Consider the following 24,899-nt stretch of genomic DNA (forward strand, 5'->3'; position numbering starts at 1 on the left):
GCCAGGTGAGGGGCTCTTTTTCGTCGGCTGTTCACTCGGTACGGCTCCGTCGACGGGGCCGGGACGTAATAGACTGGTAGTACCGAAGTCCGGGAAGGAACGATGCCATATGCGCGGGCGACAGCCGCCACCCGCGAAGTCCGGGATCGGGCTCGGGGGGAAGTTCATGGTTCTCGTCGTGCTCGGCTGGGTGGCCGTCGGGCTGCTCGCCGCCGGGCAGCGACACTACTTCGCCTCGCTTCCCCGCGAATGCGCCGACTGGGCGACGATCGCGGTGACCGCTGCCGCGGGTCCGGCCAACTATGTCGGCCTGAACCCGCGGGTCAGCGAATGTCAGGTGCCGCAACCGAGCCAGTAGTCAGGCGCGCGCGGGTTCCGGGATCCGGTCCCGATCCTGGAGTTCGCGTAGCCGGGCGCCCTCGACGTCGATATCGGGCACGATCTTGTCCAGCCACCGCGGCATCCACCAGGCCCATTTCCCGAGCAGCACCAGCAGCGCCGGGATGAGCACCATGCGCACGACGAAGGCGTCGAGCGCGACGCCCGCGGCCAGCGCGAAGCCCATGGACTTGGCCGTGACGTCGGTTTCGAGCAGGAACGAGCCGAACACCGAGATCATGATGATCGCCGCCGAGGTCACCACGCGCGCACCGTGGTGATAGCCCTTGACAACGGCCTCGGTCGGGTTGGCGCCGTGCACGTACTCCTCGCGCATGCGGGTCACCAGGAACACCTGGTAGTCCATGGCGAGGCCGAACACAAGGCCGATCAGCATGATCGGCAGGAAGCTGACCAGCGGGTGCGGGTCCTGGATGAGGCCGAGCTTGCCCTCCTGGAAGATCAGCACCGTCGCGCCGAAGGTCGCCGCCATGGAGAGCAGGAAGCCGAGCGCGGCGGTGAGCGGCACGAGAATCGAGCGGAACACCAGGATCAGCAGCACGAAGGCCGCGCCGGCCACGATCGCCATGTACGGGACGATCTTGCTGAGCAGCACGTGGTCGATGTCGGCGTAGATAGCGGTGGTGCCGGTGATGCCGTACGACATGCGGTACCGGTCGTACAGCTCGGGTTCGGCGTCGCGGGCCGACTGCACCAGATCCTTGGTCGACTGCGCGTTGGGCCCGGCGTTGGGGATGCCGTTGATCAGCGCGCCCGCACCGTCTCCGCTGAGCTGTGGCTCGGTGACCAGCTCCATGTCCGGGTAGGAGTCGAGCTTCTGCCGCAGCGCGTCCAGGGCGTCTCGGCGCTGTTCGGGAGGGGTCTCGCTCAGGTCGACGGCGATCTGCAATACACCGTTGCTGCCCTCGCCGAAGCCCTCGGTGCGCAGGTCGTAAGCCTTGCGGACGGTGGTCGACTCGGGCAGTGAATCCTCGCCGGGCAGGCCCAGATTCAGGTTCAACGCCGGCGCGGCGAGCAGGCCGAGGACCACGATCGCCAGGATCATCGTCACCGCGGGGAACTTCGCGATCACCTTGGCGACGCGCATGCCGTTGGTGACCACGCTGTCGTCTTCCGGGTCGTGCTGGGCGATGCCGGGCAGCTTTGGTTTGAACAGCGCCTTGCCGAAGGCGCCGAGCAGCGCTGGCATCAGCGTGATCGCGGTGAGCACGGCGAAGGCCGCGGCGACCGCGCCGCCCAGACCCATGAAGGTCAAGAACCGCACGCCGACGATGGTCAGGCCGACCAGCGCGATGATGACGGTGAGCCCGGCGAACACCACCGCGGAGCCCGCGGTGCCGAGTGCGGTACCGGCCGCCTCCTCCGCGGAATCCTGCACGGCGAGTTCGTGCTTGTAGCGGGAGACGATGAACAGCGCGTAGTCGATGGAAAGCGCGATGCCGATCATCGAGGCGAGGAAGGTGGTGAAGCTGGGAATCGACAGCACCGTGGTGGACAGGAAGATCAGCGAGGTCGCCGCGCCGAGCCCGACGATGGCGGTGATGATCGGCACGAACGCGGCGACGATCGCGCCGAACGCGACGACCATGACCACCAGTGCCACCGCCATACCGATCATCTCGGATTTGCCGCTCGGCATCTGCTGTTCCATCGCGATCGTGCCGCTGATCTCGACGGTCAGGCCTTGCGCGCGGGCGGCGTCACCGACGGCGTACGCGGCGTCGCGATCCTCGGCGGTGATATCGGCGAAATCCTTGATCGTGAACGGAACGCTGAAATAGGCGACCGTGTCGGGCGCCGTCTCGTTCAGCACGTTCACCGGCGCGCCGCTGCAGGTGGACGGGTCACGTTCGGCGCCGAGGCAGCCCATCTCCTCGGCCTTGGCGATCGGATTCGGGATCGGCTCGCTGTGATCGACGATGCCGAGCTGTTCCAATCGGGCGATCAGGCCGTCGACGGCGGCGCGATTGGCCGGGTCGGTGAGCTTCTGCCCGGCCGGAGCGCCGACCACATAGGTGCCGGTGACGGCGTCGAAGGCGAAGGCCTCCGACATGCCGGGGAAGTGCTTGTCGAGGATCTCGGTGGCCCGCTCCGACGGCAGGTTGGGCATGCTGAAGTCGTCGGTCATCGGTTTCTGCAGCTGGGCGCCGAGGCCGCCGAGCACAAGGAAACACAACAACCAGACGGGCAGCACGAGCCATTTGCGGCGGAAGGCCAGCTTGCCCCACCGATACAGATAGACGGACACGGTTTTCTCCTCGCGGTGATCGATGCGGAACGCGGATCTGGAGGTACAGCCGGGTCGAACCAGCCCTGAGTCTGGTGCCAGGCCATCGCGAGAGCAAGCACCGTGCCGGTGGAAACGGGACGGCCCCGCAATCCTGGCGCGGATCGCGGGGCCGTACTCGGTCGGAGCGGGTCAGCCGACCGTTACCGGCTGCTTCACCGTCTCGGCGTGCTGGTTGCGCAGCTGCTCGAGCTTGGCACCCTCGACATCGATATCAGGCACGATGCGGTCGAGCCACTTCGGCATCCACCACGACCACTTGCCCATGATGACCAGCAGCGCGGGCACCACGATCATGCGGACGATGAAGGCGTCGATCGCCACACCGGCGGCCAGCGCGAAGCCCATGGACTTGGCGGTGACGTCGGTTTCCAGGATGAACGAGCCGAACACCGAGATCATGATGATCGCCGCCGAGGTCACCACGCGGGCGCCGTGGTGGTAGCCGGCGATCATCGCCTCCTTCGGCGACTTGCCGTGTACGTACTCCTCGCGCATGCGGGTCACCAGGAACACCTGGTAGTCCATGGCGAGGCCGAACACAAGACCGATCAGCATGATCGGCAGGAAGCTGACCAGCGGCTGCGGATCGGCGACGAGTCCGAGCCAGCCCTCCTGGAAGATCAGCACGGTCGCGCCGAAGGTGGCACCCATCGACAGCAGGAAGCCGAGCGCCGCGGTGAGCGGGACCAGGATCGAGCGGAACACCAGGATCAGCAGTACGAACGCCGCGCCCGCCACGATCGCCAGATAGGGCACGATCTTGCTGAGCAGCACATGGTCGACATCGGCGTAGATGGCGGTGGTGCCGGTGATGCCGTACTCCATGCCGTACTCGGCCTTCAGGTCCGCCTCGGCACCGCGGGCCTCGGCGACCAGGTCCTTGGTGTCCTGATCGTTCGGACCGGACTTCGGGACGCCGTTGAGCATCGCGCCCTGCTTGTCCTCGCCACTCCATCGTGGCTGGGTGACATAGTCCATGTCCGGGTAGGACTCGAGCCGGTCGCGCAGCGCGGCGACCGCGTCCTCGCGCCGGTCCGCGGGCACCGCGCTCAGGTCGGTGACGACCATGAGCACGCCGTTGCTGCCCTCGCCGAAGCCTTCGGTGCGCAGTTCGTATGCCTTGCGGACGGTGGAGTCCTTCGGCATCGAATCCTCGCCGGGCAGACCGAGGTTCAGGCCGGCCGCGGGTGCGGCGAGCGCGCCGAGCACGACCACCGACAGCACCAGCGCCACCCACGGCGCCTTGCCGATGAGCCGGCCGAACCGCTGGCCGAGCGTGACGACGCTGTCGTCCTCCGGGTCGTGCTTGGCGACCAGCGGCAGCTTCGGCTTGAACAGGGCATTGCCGAACGCGCCCATCAGGGCTGGCATCAGCGTGATCGCGGTGAGCACCGCGAACGCGGCCGCCACCGCGCCACCCAGACCCATGAAGGTCAGGAACTGCACGCCGACGATGCTCAGCGCGCCGAGCGCGATGATGACGGTGAGACCGGCGAACACCACCGCGGATCCGGCGGTGCCGAGCGCGGTACCCGCGGCCTCCTCGGCCGATTCCCGCACGGCGAGTTCGTGCTTGTAGCGGGAGACGATGAACAGCGCGTAGTCGATGGACAGCGCGATGCCGATCATCGAGGCGAGGAAGGTCGTGAAGCTCGGTACCTCGATCACGGACGTGCCGAGCAGGATCAGCGAGGTCGCCGCGCCGAGGCCGACGATGGCGGTGACGATCGGCACGACCGCGGCCACGATGGCGCCGAAGGCGACGACCATGACGATCAGTGCGACACCCATGCCGATGAGCTCGGACTTGCCGCTCGGCTGTTCCTGCTTCATCGCGACGGAACCGGAGATCTCGACGGTCAGACCCGCGTTGCGGGCGTCGGCCGCGACCTCGTAGGCGGCGTCGCGCTGCGCGTCGGTGACATCGGTGACACCGGGAATGGTGAACGGCACGTTCAGCGTCGCGACGGTGTTCGGTGCGGTCTCGCTCAGCACATTGAGCGGCGCGCTCGAGCACAGCTCCGGATCCGGGTCGGCCAGGCAGCCCATCTTCTCTGCCACGGCGACCGGGTTCGTCAGCTCGGCCTGGTGGTCGACGATGTCGAGGTCGCCGAGCTTGGTGATGAGGGCGTCGATCGCGGCGCGGTTGGCCGGGTCGGTGAGCTGCTGTCCCTCGGGCGCCGCGATCACATAGGTGCCGGAAACGGCGTCGAACTCGAACTGTTCGGACATGCCGGGGAAGTGCTTGTCGAGGATCTCGTTCGCTCGCGCGGACGGCAGTTCCGGCATGGAGAAGTCGTTGGTCATCGGCTTGCTGAGCGTGGCGCCGAGCCCGCCGAGCAGCACGAACAACAGCAACCAGACCGGTAGCACGATCCATTTACGGCGGAAAGCGAACTTTCCCCATCTGTACAGGTATACGGACACGAGGGTGCTCCTAGCGCGAAGACTCGGGTGGGATAAGGCTCGTAGACAGCACTCGCGGGTCTCCCCTGACGACCCGCCTCCACATCGTCGTTTTCTGCCTACCGTGCGGTAGGTAGACTACCGAGCGAGTAAGCGGAGAAGCAACCTCAGTTTTCGGGGCTGTGTGCGAGGCTACCCGCCGTCGTGGAAGGATCGCCGTATGGCAGCGCGAGATATCGCCGACACCGTCAGCGCAGGTGGAGGTACCAAAAAGGCGATTCGTGACGCCGCGGTGCAGCTCTTCACCGCCAAGGGATTCGAGCAGGCGAGCCTGCGCGAGGTCGCCGATATGGTGGGAATCACAAAGGCCTCGCTCTACTACCACTACCCGTCGAAGCTGGATCTGCTGCTCGCCATCATCGACCCGATCATCGATCACCTGCGCGGGGTCACCGAGGACATCGACGCGGTCCCGTACAACGAGGAGGGCATCCGCGCCGTGCTGCGCGGTTACCTGCGCGGCATGATCCGGTATCGCGACGCGGGCGCGCTGTGTATCCGCGACACCGCAGCCATCGTCAACGCCATCGCCGACCGCTACCCCGATCTGCTCGAACCGACCAGGGACATGCGGCTGTGGCTGGCAGGCCCGAACCCGACGCCGGAATCGCTGCTCCGGGCCGCGGCCGCCATCGAGGTGCTCGGGGTCGCGCTGCTGTCGGGCGAGTTCGCCCCGGACGCCTCCGACGAACTGGTCGAGAAGACCCTGCTCGACGCGGCGACCTGTGTGCTGACCGGTTGCCCGCACTCGGCCTGAACCCGGCCGCTGACCGCGCCCGCACCGGGCACCGCGTAAGTTCGAGCCCGTGCATATCACCGCCAGGGTCGATTTCGCGGTGCGAACGCTGCTGGAACTCGCCGCGGCCGACGGAGTCGTCAAGGCCGAGGCAATCGCCGCTATCGCGCAGATCCCACCGAAGGTGCTCGAGACCGTACTGGCCGAGCTGCGCCGGTCCGGGCTCGTACTCAGTAGACGTGGGCCCGACGGCGGTTACCGGCTCGGCAGGCCTGCGGCGGAGATCTCGGTGGCCGACGTGATCCGCGCGGTGGAGTCGCCGCTGGCCTCGGTGCGCGGCCAACGGCCCGAGGATGTGCGCTACCCGGGCGCGGCGGAACCATTGCAGCGCGTGTGGATCGCGCTCCGGGTCAATATCCGGGCGGTACTGGAGAACGTGTCGATCGCCGATATCGCGGCCGATCAGCTGCCCGGTTTCGTCGGCGAGCTGATCGCCGATCCCGGCGCGTGGGCGCGACGTGAGCCGCGAACGCCCGCGACACCGTGAGTTGTCCACAGCCGCGAAACCATCCACAACCGGCGAAAACACTGGGTCATCGGTCACCGGTGCGGGGTAGCCTTCGACCATCATGTTGATCACCCTGCTGCGGACCTATCTGGCCCCATACCGCGCCCAGCTGACCGGGGTCATCGTCCTCCAGCTGGTCTCGGTCATCGCCATGCTCTACCTGCCCAGCCTCAATGCCGACCTCATCGACAACGGTGTCACCAAGGGCGATATCGGCTACATCTGGACCACCGGCCTGTGGATGCTCGCGGTCAGCTGTGTGCAGATCGTCGCCTCGGCCGCCTCGGTGTACTTCGGTGCGCAGGCGGCCATGGGCGCGGGCAGGGACATGCGCGGCGGGGTGCTGCACCGGGTCGAGACGTTCTCGGCCAGGGAGGTCGGCATGTTCGGCGCGCCGTCGCTGATCACCCGCTCGACCAATGACATCCAGCAGGTCCAGCTGCTGATCGTGATGTCGGTGACGATTCTGGTGATGGCCCCGATCATGTGTATCGGCGGCATCGTCATGGCCGTCCGTGAGGACTTCGGGCTCTCCTGGCTGCTGCTCATCGCGGTCCCCGCGCTCGCGCTGGCGATGGGCACCATCGTGGCCCGCATGGTGCCGAGATTCCGGCAGATGCAGGCCCGCATCGACGACGTCAACCGGGTGCTGCGCGAGCAGATCACCGGTATCAGGGTGGTGCGGGCCTTCGTGCGGGAACGTCAGGAGACCTGGCGCTTCGGAATGGCCAATACCGCGCTCACCGACACCGCGCTCTCCGTCGGCAGACTGATGGCGCTGATGTTCCCGACCGTCATGCTGATCAGCAATGTCACCGCCGTCGCGGTGATCTGGTTCGGCGGCCACCACGTCGACAACGGCACCATGCAAATCGGCTCGCTCACCGCGATGCTGTCCTACATCATGCAGATCCTGATGGCCGTGATGATGGCGTCGTTCCTTGCCATGATGGCGCCGCGCGCCGCCGTCTCGGCCGACCGGATCGGGGCCGTGCTCGAGACCGAATCCTCGGTGCGCCCGCCGCGCCTGCCGCAGCCCTTCGCCGGTGACCAGGCCGCCGTCGACCTGCAGTTCGCCGAGTTCGCCTTCCCCGGTGCGGAGAAGCCGGTGCTGCGCGGCATTCGTTTCCAGGTCGCGCCGGGCACCACCACCGCCATCGTCGGCTCCACCGGTTCCGGCAAGACCACGCTGCTCAATCTGATCCCGCGGCTGATCGACGTCACCGACGGCGCGGTCTACGTGGGCGGCACCGACGTGCGCCACCTCGATCTCGAGAGCCTGCGCGGCGGTATCGGATTGGTGCCGCAGCAGGCGTACCTGTTCTCGGGGACCATCGCGAGCAACCTGCGCTACGGCAAGCCGGACGCCACCGACGAGGAACTGTGGCACGCGCTGGAGGTGGCCCAGGCCGCCGATTTCGTGCGCGAGATGCCGCAGGGGCTCGACACCCCGGTCGCTCAGGGCGGTACCACCGTCTCCGGCGGGCAGCGGCAGCGGCTGTGCATCGCCCGCGCCCTGGTCCGCAAGCCGCGGATCTACCTGTTCGACGATTCGTTCTCCGCGCTCGACGTCGCCACCGACGCCAGGCTGCGGGCGGCACTGCGGCCGGAGACCGCCGCCGCGTCGGTGCTCATCGTGGCCCAGCGGGTCGCGACAATTCGCGACGCCGATCAGATCGTCGTCCTCGAAGACGGCGTGATGGCCGGTCTCGGAACGCACGACGAACTGCTGCAGCGGTGCTCGGAGTACCGCGAGATCGTCGAGTCCCAGTTGAGTGCGGAGGAGGCTCGATGAGGCCGGGTGCCCCCGGTCCCGGTGCGCCGGGGACCAAGGCCAAATCGTTCGGGCCGTCGCTGAAGCGGTTGCTCGCCAGGCTCGCGCCGGAGCGGATCACCGTCGGTGTGATCGTCGCACTGGTGATCACCTCGGTTGTGCTCAATACGCTCGGTCCGTACCTGCTCGGCAAGGCTACCAACCTGGTCTTCGACGGATTCGTCGGCAAGCAGCTCGACCCGAGGTTCAGCAAAGAGGAGACCATCGAGGCGCTGCGCGCGGGGGGCGAGAACACCCGCGCCGACATGCTCTCGGCGATGAACGTGGTCCCTGGCACCGGCATCGACTTCGACGCCGTCGCCAGGGTGCTGCTGATCGTGCTCGCCCTCTACCTCGCCGCCTCGCTGTTCGGCTGGCTGCAGGGCTATCTGCTCAATGTCGTCATCAACCGGACGGTGAAGCGGCTGCGCGACGACGTGGAGAACAAGCTGCACCGGCTGCCGCTGCGCTACTTCGACACGGCACCGCGCGGCGATGTGCTCAGCCGGGTCACCAACGATGTCGACAATGTGTCGCAGAGCCTGCAGCAGACGATGAGCCAGCTGCTTGTCTCGGTGTTCACCGTGCTCGGCATTCTGATCATGATGTTCTGGATCTCGCCGCTGCTGGCGCTGATCGCGTTGCTCACCGTGCCCGCCGCGATTGTGGTCACCGCGCAGATCGCCAAGCGATCCAAGCCGCATTTCGTCGACCAGTGGAAGTACACCGGCAAGGTGAACGCCTCGGTGGAGGAGGCCTACACCGGCCACCAGATCATCACCGCCTTCGGCCGCGGCCGCGAGGTCGGCAAGGAGTTCGACGAGCGCAACCAGAAGCTCTACGACGCGAGCTTCCAGGCGCAGTTCATCTCCGGCCTGATCATGCCCGCGATCATGTTCCTCGGGAACGTGAACTTCGTGTTCATCGCCCTGGTCGGTGGCCTGCGGGTGGCGACGGGCAATCTGTCGCTCGGCGAGGTGCAGGCGTTCATCCAGTACTCGCGCCAGTTCAGCCAGCCGCTCACCCAGATCGGCTCGATGGTGAACCTGCTGCAGTCCGGTGTCGCCTCGGCCGAGCGCATCTTCGAGATCCTCGACGCCGACGAGCAGAGCCCCGATCCGGCGGTGGAGAACCCGCGACCGGTGGACCGAGGACGGGTGGAGTTCGAGGCGGTGTCCTTCGGGTACGAGCCTGATGTCCCGATCATCGAGCGGCTGTCGCTGGTCGCCGAACCGGGACATGTGATCGCCATCGTCGGCCCGACGGGTGCGGGCAAGACCACCCTGGTCAACCTGCTGATGCGTTTCTACGAGCTCGACGCGGGCACCATCTCCATCGACGACGTCGACATCACCACCATCACCCGCGACCACCTGCGCTCGCGGATCGGCATGGTGCTGCAGGACACCTGGCTGTTCAAGGGCACGATCAGGGAGAACATCGCTTACGGCAACCCGAACGCCTCCGAGCACGACATCTTGGCCGCCGCACGCGCCGCCTACGTCGACCGTTTCGTGCACGCGCTGCCCGACGGCTACGACACGGTGATCGACGAGGAAGGCGGCGGGGTGAGCGCGGGCGAGAAGCAGCTGATCACCATCGCCCGCGCGTTCCTGGCCAAGCCGTCCATCCTGGTGCTCGACGAGGCGACCAGCTCGGTCGACACTCGCACCGAACTGCTGGTCCAGCACGCGACCGCCGCCCTGCGCCGCGACCGCACCAGCTTCGTGATCGCCCACCGCCTGTCCACCATCCGTGATGCCGACCTGATCGTGGTGATGGAGAAGGGCCGCATCGTCGAACACGGCAACCACGAGCGCCTGCTCGCGGAACGCGGCGCCTACTACCGCCTCTACAGCGCCCAGTTCGCGGCTGTGTTGGATTGAGCGCTGCCGCGACCGCCGACTTCGTCGGCGTGCCCCTCCTCGAGGTCGGGTCGTGCGGGGCTGGGTTGGGGGCGACGGCGCCGCCCCTGGCACGATGGGCGGGTGGCCGATCCCAGCGCGTTCTCCTTCACCGTAGGTACCCGTCTCGATGGCGGGCGCCACGGCCGCACCGGCGTTATCGGTACTCCGCACGGGGAAATCGCCACGCCTGCCTTCATTCCGGTCGGGACCAAGGCCTCGGTGAAGGCGGTACTACCCGAGACGATGCGGGAGCTGGGTGCGCAAGCGCTGCTGGCCAACGCCTACCACCTGTACCTGCAGCCGGGTGCCGACATCGTCGACGAGGCGGGCGGGCTCGGCAGGTTCATGAACTGGCCGGGGCCGACCTTCACCGATAGCGGCGGCTTCCAGGTGATGTCGCTGGGCGTCGGCTTCAAGAAGGTGCTGGCCATGGAGGCCGTCGACGTCCGCTCCGACGACGTGATCGCCGAGGGCAAGGAACGGCTGGCCACGGTCGACGACGACGGCGTCACGTTCCGCTCGCACCTGGACGGCTCCAAGCACCGGTTCACCCCCGAGGTGTCGATGGGCATCCAGCATCAGCTCGGCGCCGACATCATGTTCGCCTTCGACGAGCTGACGACCCTGCTCAATACCCGTGGCTACCAGGAGAAATCGCTGCAGCGTACGCACGAGTGGGCGCAGCGCTGCATCGACGAGCACGAGAAGCTCACCGACGCTCGCGCCCATCGCCCGTATCAGGCGCTGTTCGCGGTGATCCAGGGCGCGCAGTACGAGGACCTGCGCCGCAAGGCTTGCCGCGAACTCGAATCGATTCGCGGCGCGGGTGGCACCGAATTCGACGGCTACGGCATCGGCGGCGCCCTGGAGAAGCACAATCTGGGCACCATCGTCGGCTGGTGCTGCGACGAGCTGCCCGAGCGCAAGCCGCGTCATATGCTCGGCATCAGTGAACCGGAGGACATGTTCGTCGCGATCGAGAACGGTGCCGACACCTTCGACTGTGTGAACCCGTCGCGGGTGGCGCGCAATGCCGCGATCTACGTCGACGAGGGCCGATTCAACATCAACACCAGCCGTTTCCGCCGCGATTTCACCCCGATCGACGAGAACTGCGACTGCTACACCTGCGCCCACTACACCAGGGCCTACCTGCATCACCTGTTCAAGGCCAAGGAGATGCTCGCGGCCACGCTCTGCACGATCCACAACGAGCGGTTCACGGTGCGGCTGGTCGACCGCATCCGCGCCAGTATCGAGGGTGGCCACTTCGACGAGTTCAAGTCGGAGTTCCTCGGCCGCTGGCAGGGCCGGATCAAGGCGCCGGGCGCCTGGCCGACTACCGGCGTTCCATAAGCCCGCAGCTCACCGCCGAACCCGGCCCCGCACGACCCGACCCCGAGGAGGGGCCGCCGACGAAGTCGGGCCGCGACTCGAGCGCGCCAGCGCTCAATCGAACACCGCGTCGACCTTCGCCGGGGCGTAGCTCGGTTCGGTCTTCTTGAGCAGGGCGATCACCCGGTAGGTCACGGGCATGACGATGATCTCGACCAGCGTCTTCCACACGAAGCCGACGATCACATAGTTGACGAACGACTGCCAGGTGTCGATCCCGATCGCGGTGGCGGCGATCGAGCAGAAGATCAGGGTGTCGGCGAACTCACCGACGACGGTCGAGCCGAGCAGGCGAGCCCACAGGTGCTTCTCCTTGGTGCGTTCCTTGATCAGCACCAGGGTGACCGAGTTCAGCATCTGGCCGACGAAGTAGCCGGCCAGCCCGGCGAGCACCAGCTGCGGCGTGGTGCCGAGCACGGTGCGGAACGCGTCTTGGTTCTCGTAGAAGCCGGCGGGCGGCAGCGCGATGGCGATGGCGAAGCAAGCGACGGTCAGCAGCAGTGCGCCGAACCCGGTGTAGATGGCGTGGCGGGTGGCTCGGAAGCCGTAGACCTCGCTGAGCACGTCGCCGAGGATGTAGGCCAGGGGGAAGAGGAAGAAGGCGCCGTCGGTGGCGATCGGCAGGATTTGCAGCGGGCCGAGCATCACCGATTGGTCGGCGAAGAACTCGACGCCCTTGGTGGCGCAGATGTTGGAGATGATCAGCGTCGCGGTGAAGACCGCGACGATGACCGGATAGAACCCCCGCGCGACCTGGGCGAATGCCGCGTGTTCGGGCGCGGGGTGCCCAGATCCAGCCGGTTTGTCGAGCGAATTCGTATCAGTCACGTCCTCTATCCAACCAAGGTTGGGGTGCGCCGCGGGGGCCGGATGTGGAATAGGCTGTACCAATGACGAATCCCGGCGATTCCGACGAGTGGTGGAAGCAGTACGGCGGCTCCGGCGTGTCGCCGGAGTCCGGCGCGCCGGGTTCGGTGCCGCAGTACCCGCAGCAGCAGCCGCCGTCGCAGCCATCTACACCGCAGTATCCGGCCCAGCCCGCGCCGCCGCCGTCGCAGCCGCAGTACCCGAACTATCAGCAGCCGTCCGCGCCGCAGTACCCGCAGCAGCCGCCGGTCTACGGTGCGACGCCGATGCCGGGTTATCAGCCGTACGGCGGGTATCCGCAGCCGCAGGGCACCAACGGCCTGGCGATCGGCTCGCTGGTGTCCTCGTTGGTCGGGCTGTGCACCTGCATCGGCTCGATCGTGGGCATCGTCCTCGGTGTGATGGCGCTGAACCAGATCAAGGAACGCGGTGGTGAAGGTCGCGGGATGGCGCTGGCCGGCATCTGGATCGGTGCGATCACCCTGGTGCTCGGCCTGCTCTACATCGTGTTCGTGATGGTGCTCGGGTTCGCGGGCGGATTCGATACGTCCACGTCCACGTACTGACCCGGACAACGAATCAGGGGCGCTTCCGGATCTGGAAGCGCCCCTGATGTTTTCGTCAGCTGATCATCAGCCCTTGACGACCTGCGTTCCGCCGGCGAACTTGTCGTGCCAGCCCTGCTTGTTCGGGTCCTGGGAGATGGTGATCATGATGTAGATCGCCAGGCCGAGGCTGATCAGCCCACCGACGCACGGGACGAGGCCGACGACCTGGAACAGGTTGCGCTTGGCCGACTGTTCGGGGGTCAGGTTCGGCGCGCCGCCGGGCGCGACCACGCGCAGGCCGAGCATCTTCTTGCCCAGCGAGGTGCCCTGGGTGACCTCCATGGCGATGAAGTAGCCGTAGATCGCCAGCGAGGTGATCGCACTGCTGACGATCTGGTACGTGTTGCCGGAGAGCACGAACATCATGACGATCGCGAGCGGGATGCCGACGATCAGGTTGTCGATGATGCGCGCACCGATGCGGACACCGAGATCGGCGGGCTGCACGCCCCCGTACCCCTGCTGGCCGTAGGGATCCTGCGGGAACGGCTGCTGGCCGTACTGATCCTGTCCGTAGGCCGGCTGCTGCTGGCCGTAGGGATCCTGGTTGTAGCCCGGCTGGGGCTGCCCGTACGGCTGCTGCTGTCCGTAACCCGGCTGCTGGCCGTATCCCGGCGGCTGCTGCTGGCCGTAGGGGTCCTGGCCGTAGCCGCCGGGCTGACCGCCCTGCGGGTACTGATTGGGGTCGTAACCACCGCTGGTCATATTTCGTCCTCGTCGTGATCAGGAGATCGGTCGATGCGTACGTTACGGACATCCCTCTGGTAGGAACAACCCGATAGGCTCGAGTATCCACGGTTCGGCCGGGATGTGTGCCCGCTCGAATACTTCGCGGAGCTCGGCGGTTGTCCGCGCGGTGTAGCCGAGCGAATTCGCGATCGCCGCAACCACATCGCCGGGCGTGTTGCCCAGTGCGCGCTGATCGGCGAGGGTGACGGCGCCGTCGCGTTTGGCCAGTCGCTTGCCTTCGGCATTGAGCACGAGCGGCACGTGCGCGTACTCGACGACGGGTAGACCGAGCAACTCGGCGAGATAGGCCTGCCGCGGCGTCGACGGCAGCAGGTCGTCGCCACGGACCACCTGGTCGACGCCCTGCGCCCCGTCGTCGACGACAACGGTCAGGTTGTAGGCGGGGACGCCGTCGCCGCGGCGCAGCACCAGATCGTCGACGGCGCCACGGTATTCGCCGTGCAGCAGATCGATGATCGAGTACTCGCCGACCTCGGCGCGCAGGCGCAGCGCGGCGGGCCTGCCCTCGGTGCGTCTGGCCGTGCGCTGTTCGTCGGTCAGGTTCCGGCAGGTGCCGGGGTAGGCGCCCATCGGGCCGTGTGGCGCCGTCGCCGCCTGCTGGATCTCGCGTCGGGTGCAGAAGCATTCGTAGGTGCGCCCGGCCGCGGTGAGCCGATCGATGGCCGCCCGGTAGTGCGGCAGCCGGGTGGACTGGTAGACCACATCGCCGTCCCAGTCGATCCCGATGGCGGCCAGGTCGTCGAGCTGGCGTTCGGCGGCGCCGGGGCGGACCCGGTCGAGGTCGTCGACCCGCATCAGGAAGTCGCGACCGGTGGTGCGGGCGAACAGCCAGGCCAGGATCGCGGTGCGCAGATTGCCGATGTGCAGATCGCCCGACGGACTCGGCGCGTACCGGCCGGCGCCGGTCGATGAGCTGCTTGGCACCCTGTCCATCCTAGGTGGGCTCGCGACGCAGCCGTGGGCGCAGCTGATCGTCGGTGATGGTGGCCCCTGCCTCGACGGCGGCGAGCAGTATCCGGGCGTGCGCGATCAGCCCGGCGCGGTCGACCTCATGCTGCTGGGCATTCGCCGGATAGTCGTCGAGCCTGCCGCTCGCGCGACGCAGCAGCGTGACCGCGCCCTTGCTGTTGCCGCGCTGTAGGTGGGTGATCCCGACCGCGTACTGCGCGAGACCCTGCCAGAGCATCCGCTCGGCAACCGGCCCGTTCTTCCACGCGGCCTCCAATACCTCATGGGCATTGAAGGCCAATCCGTCGTCCAGCAGTTGCTGAGCGAAGGCCAGGGTTTGCTGGGGGCCGAGCTCGAGGTCGTCCGGAATTCGGGCGACTCCGGCACTGCCGGGTGGCAGTGGTCGGCCGAGGCGGTCTCGTGGGCGGTCGTTGCGAGCCCGACCTGCGGCGTCACGGTCACGGGAGATCATTCCCCCATGATCCACGCTCGCGGCGGATGGTGCTCACGGGACGGCTGGGACGGCTGAGAATTTGACGTATCACGGACTAATCACATGGAAGTAATGGTTGATGTGTCAGCTGGATGTGGAATGGGTATAGCGCTCCGGCAATGTCTCCGCAATCGCCGAAACTTCGCAAGCTTGGCAAACCCGTATGAGAAAGCAAATTCTCATCCGCAAACTTGCGGAAGACCTGCTAGTGTTTCTTCCGCGGGGGCAGCCCCCGGAGGCGGAAACGCCTTGATGCGCTGGTTCGTGCCGGTCGGTTGCGCGCACCGTGTGGCAGTGCTGTGTGTGCCACGAAGTAACTCGTCGATCGCACCGGATTTCGGAATGTGGCAACGATTCGTGAAGTAATCCCGTTCTCGATCTTGCAAAGGAGTAAGTGCCGTGGAAGTTGATGTGACGGATGCCGTGTGGCGCAAGAGCAGCTACAGCGGACCCGATGGGAACTGCGTGGAAGTGGCCTTTCTCGCCGGTGGCGCTGTCGCGGTCCGCGACACCAAGGATCGTGGTCGCGGTCCCGTTCTCGCCTTCGGTTCGGGGGAGTGGCGAGCGTTCTTAGCCGATGTCGACGCGGGAGAGTTCGCGCGCGGCTGAGCCGCACCATGCGCCTGGCGAAGGCAGCACGGGCCCCGGGTCGATAGGACTCGGGGCCTTTCTTTGCGGTGCCCTATGGTGACCGGATGACCACGATGGCGCCGCGCGACGCGACGATGTTCTGGCTGTCGCGGCGCACCGCCAACGACATGTACCTGTGCTATTGCTTCGCCGAAACCCCCGCGAGCACAGCCGAACTCCGCGCATTCGTGGCCGCGCGAGCGGCGCGCATTCCGGACCTGCGGATCCGGGTGCGCGAGATTCCCGGCAACCTCGGCTATCCGCGCTGGGAGCCCGCCGAATTCACCGCACAGCAATTCGTCGTCCATCGGCCGGTTGGGCTTCGGTGGCCTACCTTGCTCGACCGGGTCGGCGCCCTTCTCGGTACCGGTGTCGACGCCACCGAATCTCCTTGGCGCATCCATGTTTTCCGTGGCGTGACAGCGGTACCGACGACGCAGGGCAGCGCACTGGTCGTGGTCCTGCAGCTCTCGCATGCCCTGGCCGACGGCAGTCGCGCCGCCGCCATCGCCCGCGCGCTCTTCGCGCGAACCGAGGGCGAGGCTATTCACAGCCATTCCGGTGGGGCTGTGGATAATTCGGGAGATCACCCGTTCGGGCCTGTGAAAACTCCCGCGCGGCCTGTGGATTCCTGTGGACAGGTCTGTGGAAGGATCGCCGGACCGGCCGTCCATGGCGCACTCGAGCTCCTGCGATTTCCGCAGCGAGTGCTCGCGACCGCCTGGCGCGGCCGCGCCGCCTACCTCGCCCAACGGGAACTCTCGGAGCGCACCGCCGCCGGTTCGGTGCCCGCGGCCACTCCAGGATTCGCGCCCGGCCCGCTGAATCCGGTACGCCGGGTCGGCGTGCTCGACCATCGCGTGCGGATGCTGGTCATCGATCGGCAAGCCGCGCTGGTGCCGGGCCGGACCGTCACCGTCGTCGCGCTCACCGCCATCTCCGATGCGTTGCCGAAATACCTCGGTGCCCCGCCGAGCCGGCTCGGCGCCGCGGTGCCGATGGCCGTCCCCGTCGACGGCGCCCGCAACAACTTCCACAGCCTGTCGATCGACCTGCACGTCGACGAGCCCGATCTCGCCGTCCGGGCGGGCCGCATCGCCGACGACCTCGCCACCCGCCGCATCCGCGCGCTGCATCCGCTGCGGTCCGCGCAGCATCGGGTCACCGCGGGTGTCCCCGCGCCGTTCGCCGCACGTGACGTCGCGCGGGCCGACCTCGACTCGGTGCCGGCCGCCATCGACGGCAACACCGTGGTCTCCAGCGTCTACCGCGGCTCGGCCGATCTGGCGTTCGCCGGCGCGCCGGTGCTGTTCACCGGCGGTTTCCCCGCGCTCGGCACCGTCATGCATCTGACCCACGGCGTGCACGGCATCGGCGAAACCCTCACGCTGTCGGTGCATTTCGACGCGGCGGTCCTGGTCGACCCCGACCGCTATCTCGCCCTGCTCACCGAATCGCTACGCGCCGTCGTCGCCGCGCACTAACCGCGGCCGAGTTCCCTGCCGATGGCGCGCAGGGCCGAGCGCAGCGCGGTCGCCGGATCGGTGCCCGCGGCCTCACCTTCGACCAGGCCATCGATCCGGAACGGGCAGGAGTAGCCGCTCCCGGAGTCGCCCCGTGGCCTGCCGATCTCGATGAGCGGGCGGGTGGTGCCGTGCCTGCCCGCGATCGCCGCGGCGAGGGCGGAGTCCGCGGCGCGTGGATCGCGCGGCCCGCGCGCTGGTAGCACCGGCGCGGAGCCGGCGTGGATCCGTTCGTACCAGGCGATCACCTCGGAAGGCGCTGTGCGCGCGCCCGTTTCGTAGTGCCCGAGCGCCGCCCTGCTGTAAGGGACACGGGTGGCCAACGCGGACAGCGACAACCCGGCCTCCTCACGGAGCCGCCGCAATCGTGCCCCCACGAGGGTGGTCTCACCGTTCCCCTGCTCGCCCCGACTGGACATGGCCCCATCGTAGAGAACTGTAGACGTTTGTAGACGCTTTTTGCTGTCCAAAAGGTCTCGACGGCGACCATACTTTGCTGCGGCGGCTTCGACACCACCATACGCGCCATCCATGCAGGCATCGACTGGTTCGGAGGGGAAAGATGATGGAGATCTACCTGTGGATTGCGGTGGGACTGTTCGTGTTCGGCGCACTCATCCGCTACCTGCTGTTGCCGGTGGTCGAGGACGCCCGCCCCACGGTGGGCGACATCCGCCGCAGGCTTCAGGCCGAACGGGGACTACCCGGCCACGACTCGACCGCGCCGTCGGTGCGGACCAGCTCCGAGAGCAAGTCCTCGGCGTCGGAACGCTCCCTGGCCAGGGCGCTCCAGCCGCGCACCACACCGTCGGTGCCGGACTTCGTCGTCCACGAGCCGACCGCATGAGCGCCCTGCGGGTGCAGCGAGTAGTAGATGGTGCCGATCGGCCAGGCGATGTCCATCCCGCGCACCCAGCCGGTGAGCGCGTCGCCGTCCCAGACCCGCATCTCGCCACGCATCTGGGCAGTCGGATCATCGGGCGCCGCAGCGGTTTCGGTATCGGAGTCGATGAGCAGATGGTCGCCCTCGTGCCGGGTGTGCACCGGCGCTACCTCGACCTCGTCGCCGTGGTTCGCCGCTTTCTGCCAGGCTGCCCACCACCGGCCCGCCAGATCTATCCGGTTGTCCACGATGCCGGCCAGTTCGGCGAGCGAGATCTCCAGCGCCTCGGCCAGCCGGATGGCGACCGGCAGCGTCGGCGACTGTTCCTCGGACTCGTACCTGGTGATCTGCCGCGAGCTCACCCCGATCGCGGTGGCGAGCGCGGGCTGCGACAGCCCGAGCAACCGCCGCCGCTCCTGGATCACCTTCCCCGTCCCGGTGTTCATACAGTTATCGCCTCCATCGCCGGCCCCTACCGTCACACCCTGCTCGACACGTCCCCACCGGCATCGCGCGCCGCGCTGCGTGCCCGCGAAGAGCACTGGCGCCGCGTACATGCCGACTGCGTCGCCGATTCTCCCATCTCTTCGCTCCAACAGGCCCGTTTCGTGCTGACTGAGCACCAACGGTGCGGTCCGCGCTGCCTCCAGCACCTCGCGGCGACTGCCTACAGCACCGGATTGATCGAAGAGATATGAGCCACACGGGTGTCGGCGAGCCGACACCGTGACGATGTCGTTGCGAGCGGCGGATCCGGCCCGCGCGCCATTACCGTCGTGTCTATGAGTGCGGATCAAGCGGTGGAAGCAGGCGAACGCCGTAGCCTGTGGCAGTGGCTGCGGCTGCGCAGGCCGTTCGTGCTGCCGGCGCAGCGCGCGACGGCCGACAACATCATCGCCGCACCGACGCCGCTGCGGCCGATCGACCTGACCGACGATGCCGAGGTCGCGCAGGTCCTGGATCTGGCCGTGCGGGTTGGTGAGGTGGTGCTCGCCGCAGGTACCGGCGTGACCGACACCGAGGCGCAGGTCCGCTTCATCGCCTCCACCTACGGCTTGGACAAATGCGATATCGACGTCACCTACGACGCGATCCGCATCACCGCCGACCGCGGGGCCTCACTGCCACCCGCCACCGATATGCGAATGGTCAAGTACCGCTCGCTCGACTTCACCCGGCTGGCCGCCGTCGACCGCCTCACCCGGCTGATCCGCGCCTTCGTTGTACCAGTCGAGCGAGCCCATGCCGCGCTCGACGAGATCGTCTCCACCCGGCACCCGTATCCACGGTGGGTGTCGACGCTCGGATGGTCGCTGCTCGCGGCCTCGATCGCGGTGCTGCTCGGCGGCGGGGTGGTGCTCGCCGCCATCAGTTTCGTGACGACCGCGCTGATCGATGTGGTCAACCGGGCCCTGCATCAGCTCGGCCTGCCGATCTTCTTCCAGAATCTTGTCGGCGGGGTGATCGCCGCGACACCCGCCATCGCGCTCGCGTCGATCAGCGAGCACTGGCGTGCCGACGCCGCGCTGATCGTCGCCGCGGGCATCACCGTGCTGCTCAGTGGGCAGCAGCTGGTCGGCTCGGTACAGGACGCCATCACCGGCGCGCCGATCACCGCGGCGGCGCGGATGCTCGAAGTGGTGATGATGACCGGCGGTATCGTCGCGGGCATCGCCATGGCGCTGCGGGTTTCGACGATGCTCGGCATCGCCGTTCCGGAGATCGCGGCGAGCGCGGGGCGCGACACCGAGTATCTCTGGATCAAGCTGATCGCCGGTGCGGTCGCGGCCATCGCCTTCGCGCTGGCCTGCTACGCCGAGCGCAGGGCGCTGTTCGCGGCCGGGCTCAGCGGCGCCGCGGGCACCATGGCCTACCTCGGCGCGCAGGACATCGGCTTCGGTCCCGTCGTCGCCTCCGGGATGGCGGCCACCCTGGTCGGCCTGGCCGGCGGTCTGATGGCGCGCCGCGCGCTGACCCCGCCGCTGGTCGTCGCGGTCGCCGGGATCACACCGCTGCTGCCAGGCCTGAAGGTGTACCGCGGCCTGTACGCCCTGCTCGAGGACGAGACGCTGCTCGGCTTCGGGCAGATCCTGTCCGCCTTCGGTGTCGGATGCGCGCTGGCCGCCGGTGTCGTCCTCGGGGAGTGGTTCGACCGCCTGCTCGCCCGCCGCGGGACTCCGCGCGATTTCGACCCGGCCTACACCAGCGACCGCTGAGCTGGGCCGCGCGTGCGCGCGACCGGACCGCGGCCGCGGGCCTGTGTCAGAGTCCGGTCCAGCACTCCGGCGTGAAGCCCGGCACCTGGTAAGTGCCCCGTCGTGTCGGTGGCGCCACCTAAGAGGTGGTCCGTCCCCGGCCGCGCCAACACCATGGTGCCGGAACGCGGCGCCGGGTCAGGTCTGGACGAGAGCGCGTGGCCCCTCGGCGGCGCTGTCGGCGGGCGCCGGATCCTGGATGCGCGGTTTGCCTGCCGCCCAGCGCATCTGGCTGCGGGCAGCGGGTGCATCGGTGGCTGCGGGAATCACCAGCAGCGCCAGCGCGGCGCCGTTGCTGCCGACCAGGTGCATGATCTTCGAGCCGGGGCCGGTGTCTTCGGCGGATTCGATGGCGTTCCAGTCGAATCCGAGCCGGGCGAGCTTGCCGATGCGCGGGGCCACCGCCTGCACCAGCTGGTGTAGTTCGGTCATCGGCTGGTTGGTTCGTGGCCACCAGGCGCCGTCGATCGGGCCCGTGGTGGTGTCTCGGTCACGCAGCATCAGCCGGATCGGCCCGGCCGCGTCGCGGCCGATGCTCGTGTCAGGTGATGTAGTCACGTAGGTGTTCTTTCTGAAGTCTCGAGCGCGGTTGACCAATCATCGACCGGCGCACGCCGTCCGTTTACGGACAGGCACTGAGGTGGGTTACCCACTCCACTGTGTCGGCACGCACACTGCCGGCGGCGATACTCGTGGGTGGTTCGGTGGGGCATGGTGCGCACCATCGTGGCTCACTCTACGGACGGCCACCGACAGATCCACCGATTAAACGAACAGGGCCCCGACCGGCGAACCGGTCAGGGCCCTGCTGTGGCGGAGGATAGGGGATTTGAACCCCTGAGGGCGTTAACCCAACCCGCGTTCCAGGCGAGCGCCATAGGCCACTAGGCGAATCCTCCGTGGAGCAGCATAGCGGGTGGCATGGGGCCGATGCCAAACCGGCCCCTCGGTAAGCGTCCTACCAGCTACTTCTTCAGCGCCGCCAGCACCTTGCGGACCTGTGCCTCGCAGATCGACTGCATGGTGGTCTTGTCGAAGCCGCCCATGGTCGACACGTCGAGCTTCACCTTCACCGAGATATTGCTGTCGTGCGCGGCGACGATGAAGTCGTAGTCGTTGGGCAGGGTGGTGTAGGTCACCTGTCTGCTCGCGTAGTAGGCCTCCGAACCGAGCCCGCTGACCGGGCCGTTGTCGTAGTCCTTACCGGTGGTCTTGGTGTCGTAGCCCTTCCAGCGCGCGTAGTCGGACTCGTCCTCGTAGCTGGACTTGAACTCGACCTCGAGCGACAGGCTCGCCTCGCTTCCGGTGCGGCCGGACTCCTTGTTCCTGACATCGCAGTCGTAGGAACCGCCGCCGCTGTACTCCGACGGCCCCCGCTCGGTGTGGGTGGTGGTCTCACGGGTGGTCGACCACTGGTTGAGCACCGTCAGATCGATCAGGTCGCAGGCGTTGGTGCCCTCTACGAACTGGTAGTCGCCCGCCCATTCCGACGAGTCGACGCCGAACGGATCGTTGTCGCCGTCGCCACTGTTGACCAGCACGACCAGGCCGACGATCAGCAGGAACACCACGCCGAACGAGCCGCCGAGAATCCACCACACGACCTTGTTGCTCGAGGACGGCGGTCGTGGGGGAGCGCCCCACTGCTGTTGCGGCATCGCGGCATAGGGCGCGGACTGAGGCGTGGGCTGGGGCTGGGCGTAGTAGCTCGGCGGTGGCGGTGCGGCCGCCGCGTACGGGTTGGCCTGCTGATACGGGTCACCGGTGGACGACGGGTACGGCGTCGCGGCGGGTGGCGGGGTGTAGCCGCCGAGATCGCCACGCAGGATGGTCGGGTCGGCCTGGCCTGGCCCAGCGGCGTCTGCGCTCGGTCGCTCCCACCAGTGGACCGTGGGATCGGACGGCGGAACGCCGTCACCTGGCGGTTTCTGGTTCGGACCGGTCACGCGCGGATCCCCCTACTTCCGAGTCGCGGGGGAGTCCCCCTCGTCGATGTCGCACCGATCGTAGCCAGCCGTCCGCGATCCCGGGCGCCGACCATCGCCCTGCCTACACTGGTCCCGGCCACCGTTGCCGGACTAGATGAGGTGGGATACCCCATGGGCACCGCGCGAACACCCAGGTCGAGATGGATCGAGGAGGGCTTGCAGGTGCTGGCCACCTCGGGCGTCGACGCGGTACGGGTGGAGGTGCTCGCCAAGCGGATCGGGGTCACCAAGGGCGGCTTCTACGGCTACTTCGCCGACCGGGACGCGCTGCTGGAGGCGCTGCTCGACGCGTGGGAGAGCGAGGCTGTCGACCAGGTGCTCGCGCGGGTCGAGCACGCGGGCGTCGACCCGAAGACCAAGGCGCGGCTCGCCGGTCTGCTCACCTTCTCCAGCAACCGACTGCTGCCCATCGACCTGGCGATCCGGGCCTGGGCCAGGGTCGACGACGCCGTCGCCGCCAGGTTGCGCCGGGTCGACAACAGCCGAATGGCCTTGCTGCGCGAGACGATCGGCGAATTCTGCGATGACCCTGACGAGGTGGAGGCGCGCGGCCTACTCGCCTTCTGCGCGGTGATCGGCAGTCACTTCCTCGCCGCCGATCACGAGGGACGCACCCGCGTCGAGGTGCTGTCGCGCGCGGCCGACCTGCTGTTCGCGCCCCCCGATCGCTAGCAGGCGCGGTACCCGCTACACTGGCCGACGGATCCCGCGCGGCGCGCATCCTGTGAACTCCCCCAGGGCCGGAAGGCAGCAAGGGTCAACGGGCTCTGCCGGGTGCGCGGGGTCCCCTTATCTTTGGGGGCCTCGCCCGATCATCCGCACCTTCGCAGCGTGCGAGCCGCATCCGGCTACGGATACCCCACCGATTCCGAGCAACCGCCGGGTAACGTTGCGGGTACCCCAACACCTTGCTGCTTCGAAAGGCTGCCCAGGATGCCCCGGCAAACGCAGATCGGTTTGATGAGCCACGCGGAACTCGTGTCCGAGCACGAGTCCCAGACCGCGAACTACGCGACGCTCAGGACCGAGAAGCTCACGCTGGACCTCACCCGAGGTAAGCCGTCACCGGAACAACTCGACCTGTCCGCGGCGCTGCTGTCGTTACCCGGCGACGGAGACTTCCGCGACGGGTCGGGCACCGACTGCCGCAACTACGGCGGCCTCAACGGCCTGCCCGAACTGCGCGCGATCTTCGGTGAGCTACTCGGGATCCCGGTCGAGAACCTGATCGCGGGCAACAACGCCAGCCTCGAGCTCATGCACGACAACATCGTGTTCGCGATGCTCTACGGCACCCCCGACTCGCCGCGCCGCTGGGCCGTCGAGGAGACGGTCAAATGGCTGTGCCCCGCGCCCGGCTACGACCGCCACTTCGCGATCACCGAGGCGCTCGGCATCGAGATGATCCCCGTTCCGATGCACAACGACGGTCCCGACACCAGAGCCATCGCCGCGCTGTTGGCGAACGACCCGCAGATCAAGGGCCTGTGGGCGGTGCCGAACTATGCCAACCCCACCGGCTCGGTGTTCTCCGAAGAGGTTGTCCGCGAACTGGTCTCGATGCCCGCCGCGGCACCGGACTTCCGGCTGTTCTGGGACAACGCCTACGCGGTGCACCCGCTCACCGACACCGCCGCACCAGTTCTCGACGTCCTCGGCATGGCCGCGGCAGCGGGCAATCCGAACCGGCCGCTGGTGTTCGCCTCCACCTCCAAGATCACCTTCGCCGGTGCGGGCGTCAGCTTCTTCGGCGCCTCGAAGGCGAACCTGGACTGGTACCTGTCGCACGCGTCGAAGAAGAGCATCGGCCCCGACAAGCTAAACCAGCTGCGGCACCTGCGCTTCTTCTCCGACGCCGAAGGCGTGCGCGAGCACATGCAGAAGCACCGCGAGCTGCTGGAGCCGAAGTTCGCGCTGGTGCGCCGCATTCTCGAGGACCGGCTCGGCGCCTCCAAGGTGGCGTCCTGGACCGAGCCCAAGGGCGGCTACTTCATCAGCCTCGATGTGCTGGAAGGCACGGCGGCCAGGGTGATCGCGCTGGCCAAGGACGCGGGCATCGCGCTGACCGCGGCCGGCTCTGCCTTCCCGTACCGCGACGACCCCGAGGACAAGAACATCCGCATCGCCCCTTCCTTCCCGCAGCTGCCCGAGCTGGAGAAGGCGATGGAGGGCCTCGCCACCTGCGTTCTGCTAGCCGCCACCGAAAAACTGCTGGCTGTGTCTGATTGAGCGCTGGCGCGCTCGAGTCGCGGCCCCTAGGGGCCGCCGGTCAGCGCTCGAGACTCGCGCCTGCGGCGCATGCGCTTCGAGCGCTGACCGGCGACCCGGCCGCGACCGGCCACTGCGTGGCCGCCGCTCCTCGGGGTCGCGGGTGCGGGGC

At 67.8% G+C, this 24,899-nt stretch carries 22 protein-coding genes, 1 tRNA gene and 1 other RNA gene; 13 read left to right on the forward strand and 11 right to left on the reverse strand.

What is annotated here, in order from left to right; genetic code table 11:
- Positions 1-109: 109 nt before the first annotated feature.
- Positions 110-358 carry a hypothetical protein gene (locus ACFOW8_RS04410; protein WP_378545782.1) on the forward strand — a complete coding sequence of 83 codons (249 nt, stop codon included), beginning with the start codon at positions 110-112 and terminating at the stop codon, positions 356-358.
- On the opposite strand, the gene ACFOW8_RS04415 is transcribed toward ACFOW8_RS04410, so the two are convergent.
- Entirely contained in the window at positions 359-2,647 is a 2,289-nt protein-coding gene (locus ACFOW8_RS04415) for an MMPL family transporter (protein WP_378545785.1), read from the reverse strand.
- Between the two features lie 171 nt (positions 2,648-2,818).
- Positions 2,819-5,116: an MMPL family transporter gene (locus ACFOW8_RS04420; protein ID WP_378545788.1), complete on the reverse strand. Its 2,298-nt coding sequence runs from the start codon at positions 5,114-5,116 to the stop codon at positions 2,819-2,821.
- Between the two features lie 199 nt (positions 5,117-5,315).
- Between ACFOW8_RS04420 and ACFOW8_RS04425 the strand changes: the two genes are divergently transcribed.
- The 5 genes from ACFOW8_RS04425 to tgt all read left to right on the forward strand — a co-directional run bounded on the left by ACFOW8_RS04425 (position 5,316) and on the right by tgt (position 11,535).
- Entirely contained in the window at positions 5,316-5,912 is a 597-nt protein-coding gene (locus ACFOW8_RS04425) for a TetR/AcrR family transcriptional regulator (protein WP_378545791.1), read from the forward strand.
- Positions 5,913-5,961: 49 nt separating this feature from the next.
- Positions 5,962-6,438, forward strand: coding sequence for an RrF2 family transcriptional regulator (locus ACFOW8_RS04430; RefSeq protein ID WP_378545794.1), 477 nt, complete (start codon positions 5,962-5,964; stop codon positions 6,436-6,438).
- 82 nt (positions 6,439-6,520) lie between these two features.
- Positions 6,521-8,254 (forward strand): ABC transporter ATP-binding protein, encoded by a 1,734-nt coding sequence (locus tag ACFOW8_RS04435; RefSeq protein WP_378545797.1) that lies wholly within the window; start codon positions 6,521-6,523, stop codon positions 8,252-8,254.
- Complete coding sequence (locus ACFOW8_RS04440; protein WP_378545800.1) at positions 8,251-10,158, forward strand: ABC transporter ATP-binding protein; 1,908 nt, start codon at positions 8,251-8,253, stop codon at positions 10,156-10,158. The genes ACFOW8_RS04435 and ACFOW8_RS04440 overlap by 4 nt, the downstream gene beginning before the upstream one ends.
- Positions 10,159-10,260: 102 nt before the next feature.
- Entirely contained in the window at positions 10,261-11,535 is a 1,275-nt protein-coding gene (gene tgt, locus ACFOW8_RS04445) for a tRNA guanosine(34) transglycosylase Tgt (protein WP_378545803.1), read from the forward strand.
- A gap of 93 nt (positions 11,536-11,628) precedes the next feature.
- On the opposite strand, the gene ACFOW8_RS04450 is transcribed toward tgt, so the two are convergent.
- Positions 11,629-12,402: a queuosine precursor transporter gene (locus ACFOW8_RS04450; RefSeq protein WP_378545806.1), complete on the reverse strand. Its 774-nt coding sequence runs from the start codon at positions 12,400-12,402 to the stop codon at positions 11,629-11,631.
- Between the two features lie 62 nt (positions 12,403-12,464).
- On the opposite strand from ACFOW8_RS04450, the gene ACFOW8_RS04455 reads away from it, so the two are divergent.
- Entirely contained in the window at positions 12,465-13,007 is a 543-nt protein-coding gene (locus ACFOW8_RS04455) for a DUF4190 domain-containing protein (protein WP_378545809.1), read from the forward strand.
- Between the two features lie 66 nt (positions 13,008-13,073).
- Here the strand turns inward: ACFOW8_RS04455 and ACFOW8_RS04460 are convergent, their stop codons facing one another.
- Genes ACFOW8_RS04460 through ACFOW8_RS04470 form a run of 3 tightly spaced genes read right to left on the reverse strand, consistent with a single transcriptional unit; the run spans position 13,074 to position 15,219 of the window.
- Positions 13,074-13,754, reverse strand: coding sequence for an RDD family protein (locus ACFOW8_RS04460; RefSeq protein WP_378545812.1), 681 nt, complete (start codon positions 13,752-13,754; stop codon positions 13,074-13,076).
- Positions 13,755-13,796: 42 nt separating this feature from the next.
- The gene (gene gluQRS, locus ACFOW8_RS04465; RefSeq protein ID WP_378545815.1) at positions 13,797-14,732 is read right to left on the reverse strand and encodes a tRNA glutamyl-Q(34) synthetase GluQRS; all 936 of its coding nucleotides are present in this window, start codon (positions 14,730-14,732) and stop codon (positions 13,797-13,799) included.
- 1 nt (position 14,733) lies between these two features.
- Entirely contained in the window at positions 14,734-15,219 is a 486-nt protein-coding gene (locus ACFOW8_RS04470) for a DUF309 domain-containing protein (RefSeq protein ID WP_378545818.1), read from the reverse strand.
- A 420-nt stretch (positions 15,220-15,639) separates the two neighbouring features.
- Between ACFOW8_RS04470 and ACFOW8_RS04475 the strand changes: the two genes are divergently transcribed.
- Positions 15,640-15,849, forward strand: coding sequence for a DUF397 domain-containing protein (locus ACFOW8_RS04475; RefSeq protein WP_378545821.1), 210 nt, complete (start codon positions 15,640-15,642; stop codon positions 15,847-15,849).
- Between the two features lie 86 nt (positions 15,850-15,935).
- Positions 15,936-17,354, forward strand: coding sequence for a wax ester/triacylglycerol synthase domain-containing protein (locus ACFOW8_RS04480; RefSeq protein WP_378545824.1), 1,419 nt, complete (start codon positions 15,936-15,938; stop codon positions 17,352-17,354).
- On the opposite strand, the gene ACFOW8_RS04485 is transcribed toward ACFOW8_RS04480, so the two are convergent.
- The gene (locus ACFOW8_RS04485; protein WP_378545827.1) at positions 17,351-17,812 is read right to left on the reverse strand and encodes a helix-turn-helix domain-containing protein; all 462 of its coding nucleotides are present in this window, start codon (positions 17,810-17,812) and stop codon (positions 17,351-17,353) included. The two genes, ACFOW8_RS04480 and ACFOW8_RS04485, sit on opposite strands and share 4 nt — an antisense overlap.
- Before the next feature lie 265 nt (positions 17,813-18,077).
- Positions 18,078-18,722 carry a helix-turn-helix transcriptional regulator gene (locus ACFOW8_RS04490; protein ID WP_378545830.1) on the reverse strand — a complete coding sequence of 215 codons (645 nt, stop codon included), beginning with the start codon at positions 18,720-18,722 and terminating at the stop codon, positions 18,078-18,080.
- A gap of 336 nt (positions 18,723-19,058) precedes the next feature.
- On the opposite strand from ACFOW8_RS04490, the gene ACFOW8_RS04495 reads away from it, so the two are divergent.
- Entirely contained in the window at positions 19,059-20,492 is a 1,434-nt protein-coding gene (locus tag ACFOW8_RS04495) for a threonine/serine exporter family protein (RefSeq protein ID WP_378545833.1), read from the forward strand.
- Positions 20,493-20,669: 177 nt separating this feature from the next.
- Here ACFOW8_RS04495 and ACFOW8_RS04500 read toward each other — a convergent pair whose 3' ends face one another.
- The 3 genes from ACFOW8_RS04500 to ACFOW8_RS04510 form a co-directional block, all read right to left on the reverse strand.
- A complete protein-coding gene (locus tag ACFOW8_RS04500) occupies positions 20,670-21,089 on the reverse strand; it encodes a DUF5994 family protein (RefSeq protein ID WP_378545836.1) in 420 nt (139 codons plus the stop codon).
- A 253-nt stretch (positions 21,090-21,342) separates the two neighbouring features.
- Positions 21,343-21,430, reverse strand: a tRNA-Ser gene (locus tag ACFOW8_RS04505).
- Positions 21,431-21,496: 66 nt separating this feature from the next.
- A complete protein-coding gene (locus ACFOW8_RS04510; RefSeq protein WP_378545839.1) occupies positions 21,497-22,477 on the reverse strand; it encodes a hypothetical protein in 981 nt (326 codons plus the stop codon).
- 153 nt (positions 22,478-22,630) lie between these two features.
- Here ACFOW8_RS04510 and ACFOW8_RS04515 point away from each other — a divergent pair, with 153 nt between their 5' ends.
- The 3 genes from ACFOW8_RS04515 (at position 22,631) to ACFOW8_RS04525 (ending at position 24,748) form a co-directional block, all read left to right on the forward strand.
- Complete coding sequence (locus tag ACFOW8_RS04515; protein ID WP_378545842.1) at positions 22,631-23,191, forward strand: TetR/AcrR family transcriptional regulator; 561 nt, start codon at positions 22,631-22,633, stop codon at positions 23,189-23,191.
- 26 nt (positions 23,192-23,217) lie between these two features.
- Positions 23,218-23,312, forward strand: an RNA gene (ffs, locus tag ACFOW8_RS04520) — signal recognition particle sRNA small type.
- Positions 23,313-23,452: 140 nt separating this feature from the next.
- Positions 23,453-24,748, forward strand: coding sequence for an aminotransferase class I/II-fold pyridoxal phosphate-dependent enzyme (locus ACFOW8_RS04525; RefSeq protein ID WP_378545845.1), 1,296 nt, complete (start codon positions 23,453-23,455; stop codon positions 24,746-24,748).
- Positions 24,749-24,899 lie beyond the last annotated feature (151 nt).

The sequence above is a fragment of the Nocardia rhizosphaerae genome, from assembly GCF_042650365.1.
Lineage (GTDB): Bacteria > Actinomycetota > Actinomycetes > Mycobacteriales > Mycobacteriaceae > Nocardia > Nocardia rhizosphaerae.

Coding starts and splice junctions, on each gene's coding strand:
- ACFOW8_RS04410 (WP_378545782.1), top strand. CDS start 110: ATGCGCGGGCGACAGCCGCCACCCGCGAAGTCCGGGATCGGGCTCGGG.
- ACFOW8_RS04425 (WP_378545791.1), top strand. CDS start 5,316: ATGGCAGCGCGAGATATCGCCGACACCGTCAGCGCAGGTGGAGGTACC.
- ACFOW8_RS04435 (WP_378545797.1), top strand. CDS start 6,521: ATGTTGATCACCCTGCTGCGGACCTATCTGGCCCCATACCGCGCCCAG.
- ACFOW8_RS04440 (WP_378545800.1), top strand. CDS start 8,251: ATGAGGCCGGGTGCCCCCGGTCCCGGTGCGCCGGGGACCAAGGCCAAA.
- ACFOW8_RS04455 (WP_378545809.1), top strand. CDS start 12,465: ATGACGAATCCCGGCGATTCCGACGAGTGGTGGAAGCAGTACGGCGGC.
- ACFOW8_RS04460 (WP_378545812.1), bottom strand. CDS start 13,754: ATGACCAGCGGTGGTTACGACCCCAATCAGTACCCGCAGGGCGGTCAG.
- gluQRS (WP_378545815.1), bottom strand. CDS start 14,732: ATGGACAGGGTGCCAAGCAGCTCATCGACCGGCGCCGGCCGGTACGCG.
- ACFOW8_RS04470 (WP_378545818.1), bottom strand. CDS start 15,219: ATGATCTCCCGTGACCGTGACGCCGCAGGTCGGGCTCGCAACGACCGC.
- ACFOW8_RS04480 (WP_378545824.1), top strand. CDS start 15,936: ATGACCACGATGGCGCCGCGCGACGCGACGATGTTCTGGCTGTCGCGG.
- ACFOW8_RS04485 (WP_378545827.1), bottom strand. CDS start 17,812: ATGTCCAGTCGGGGCGAGCAGGGGAACGGTGAGACCACCCTCGTGGGG.
- ACFOW8_RS04490 (WP_378545830.1), bottom strand. CDS start 18,722: ATGAACACCGGGACGGGGAAGGTGATCCAGGAGCGGCGGCGGTTGCTC.
- ACFOW8_RS04495 (WP_378545833.1), top strand. CDS start 19,059: ATGAGTGCGGATCAAGCGGTGGAAGCAGGCGAACGCCGTAGCCTGTGG.
- ACFOW8_RS04515 (WP_378545842.1), top strand. CDS start 22,631: ATGGGCACCGCGCGAACACCCAGGTCGAGATGGATCGAGGAGGGCTTG.
- ACFOW8_RS04525 (WP_378545845.1), top strand. CDS start 23,453: ATGCCCCGGCAAACGCAGATCGGTTTGATGAGCCACGCGGAACTCGTG.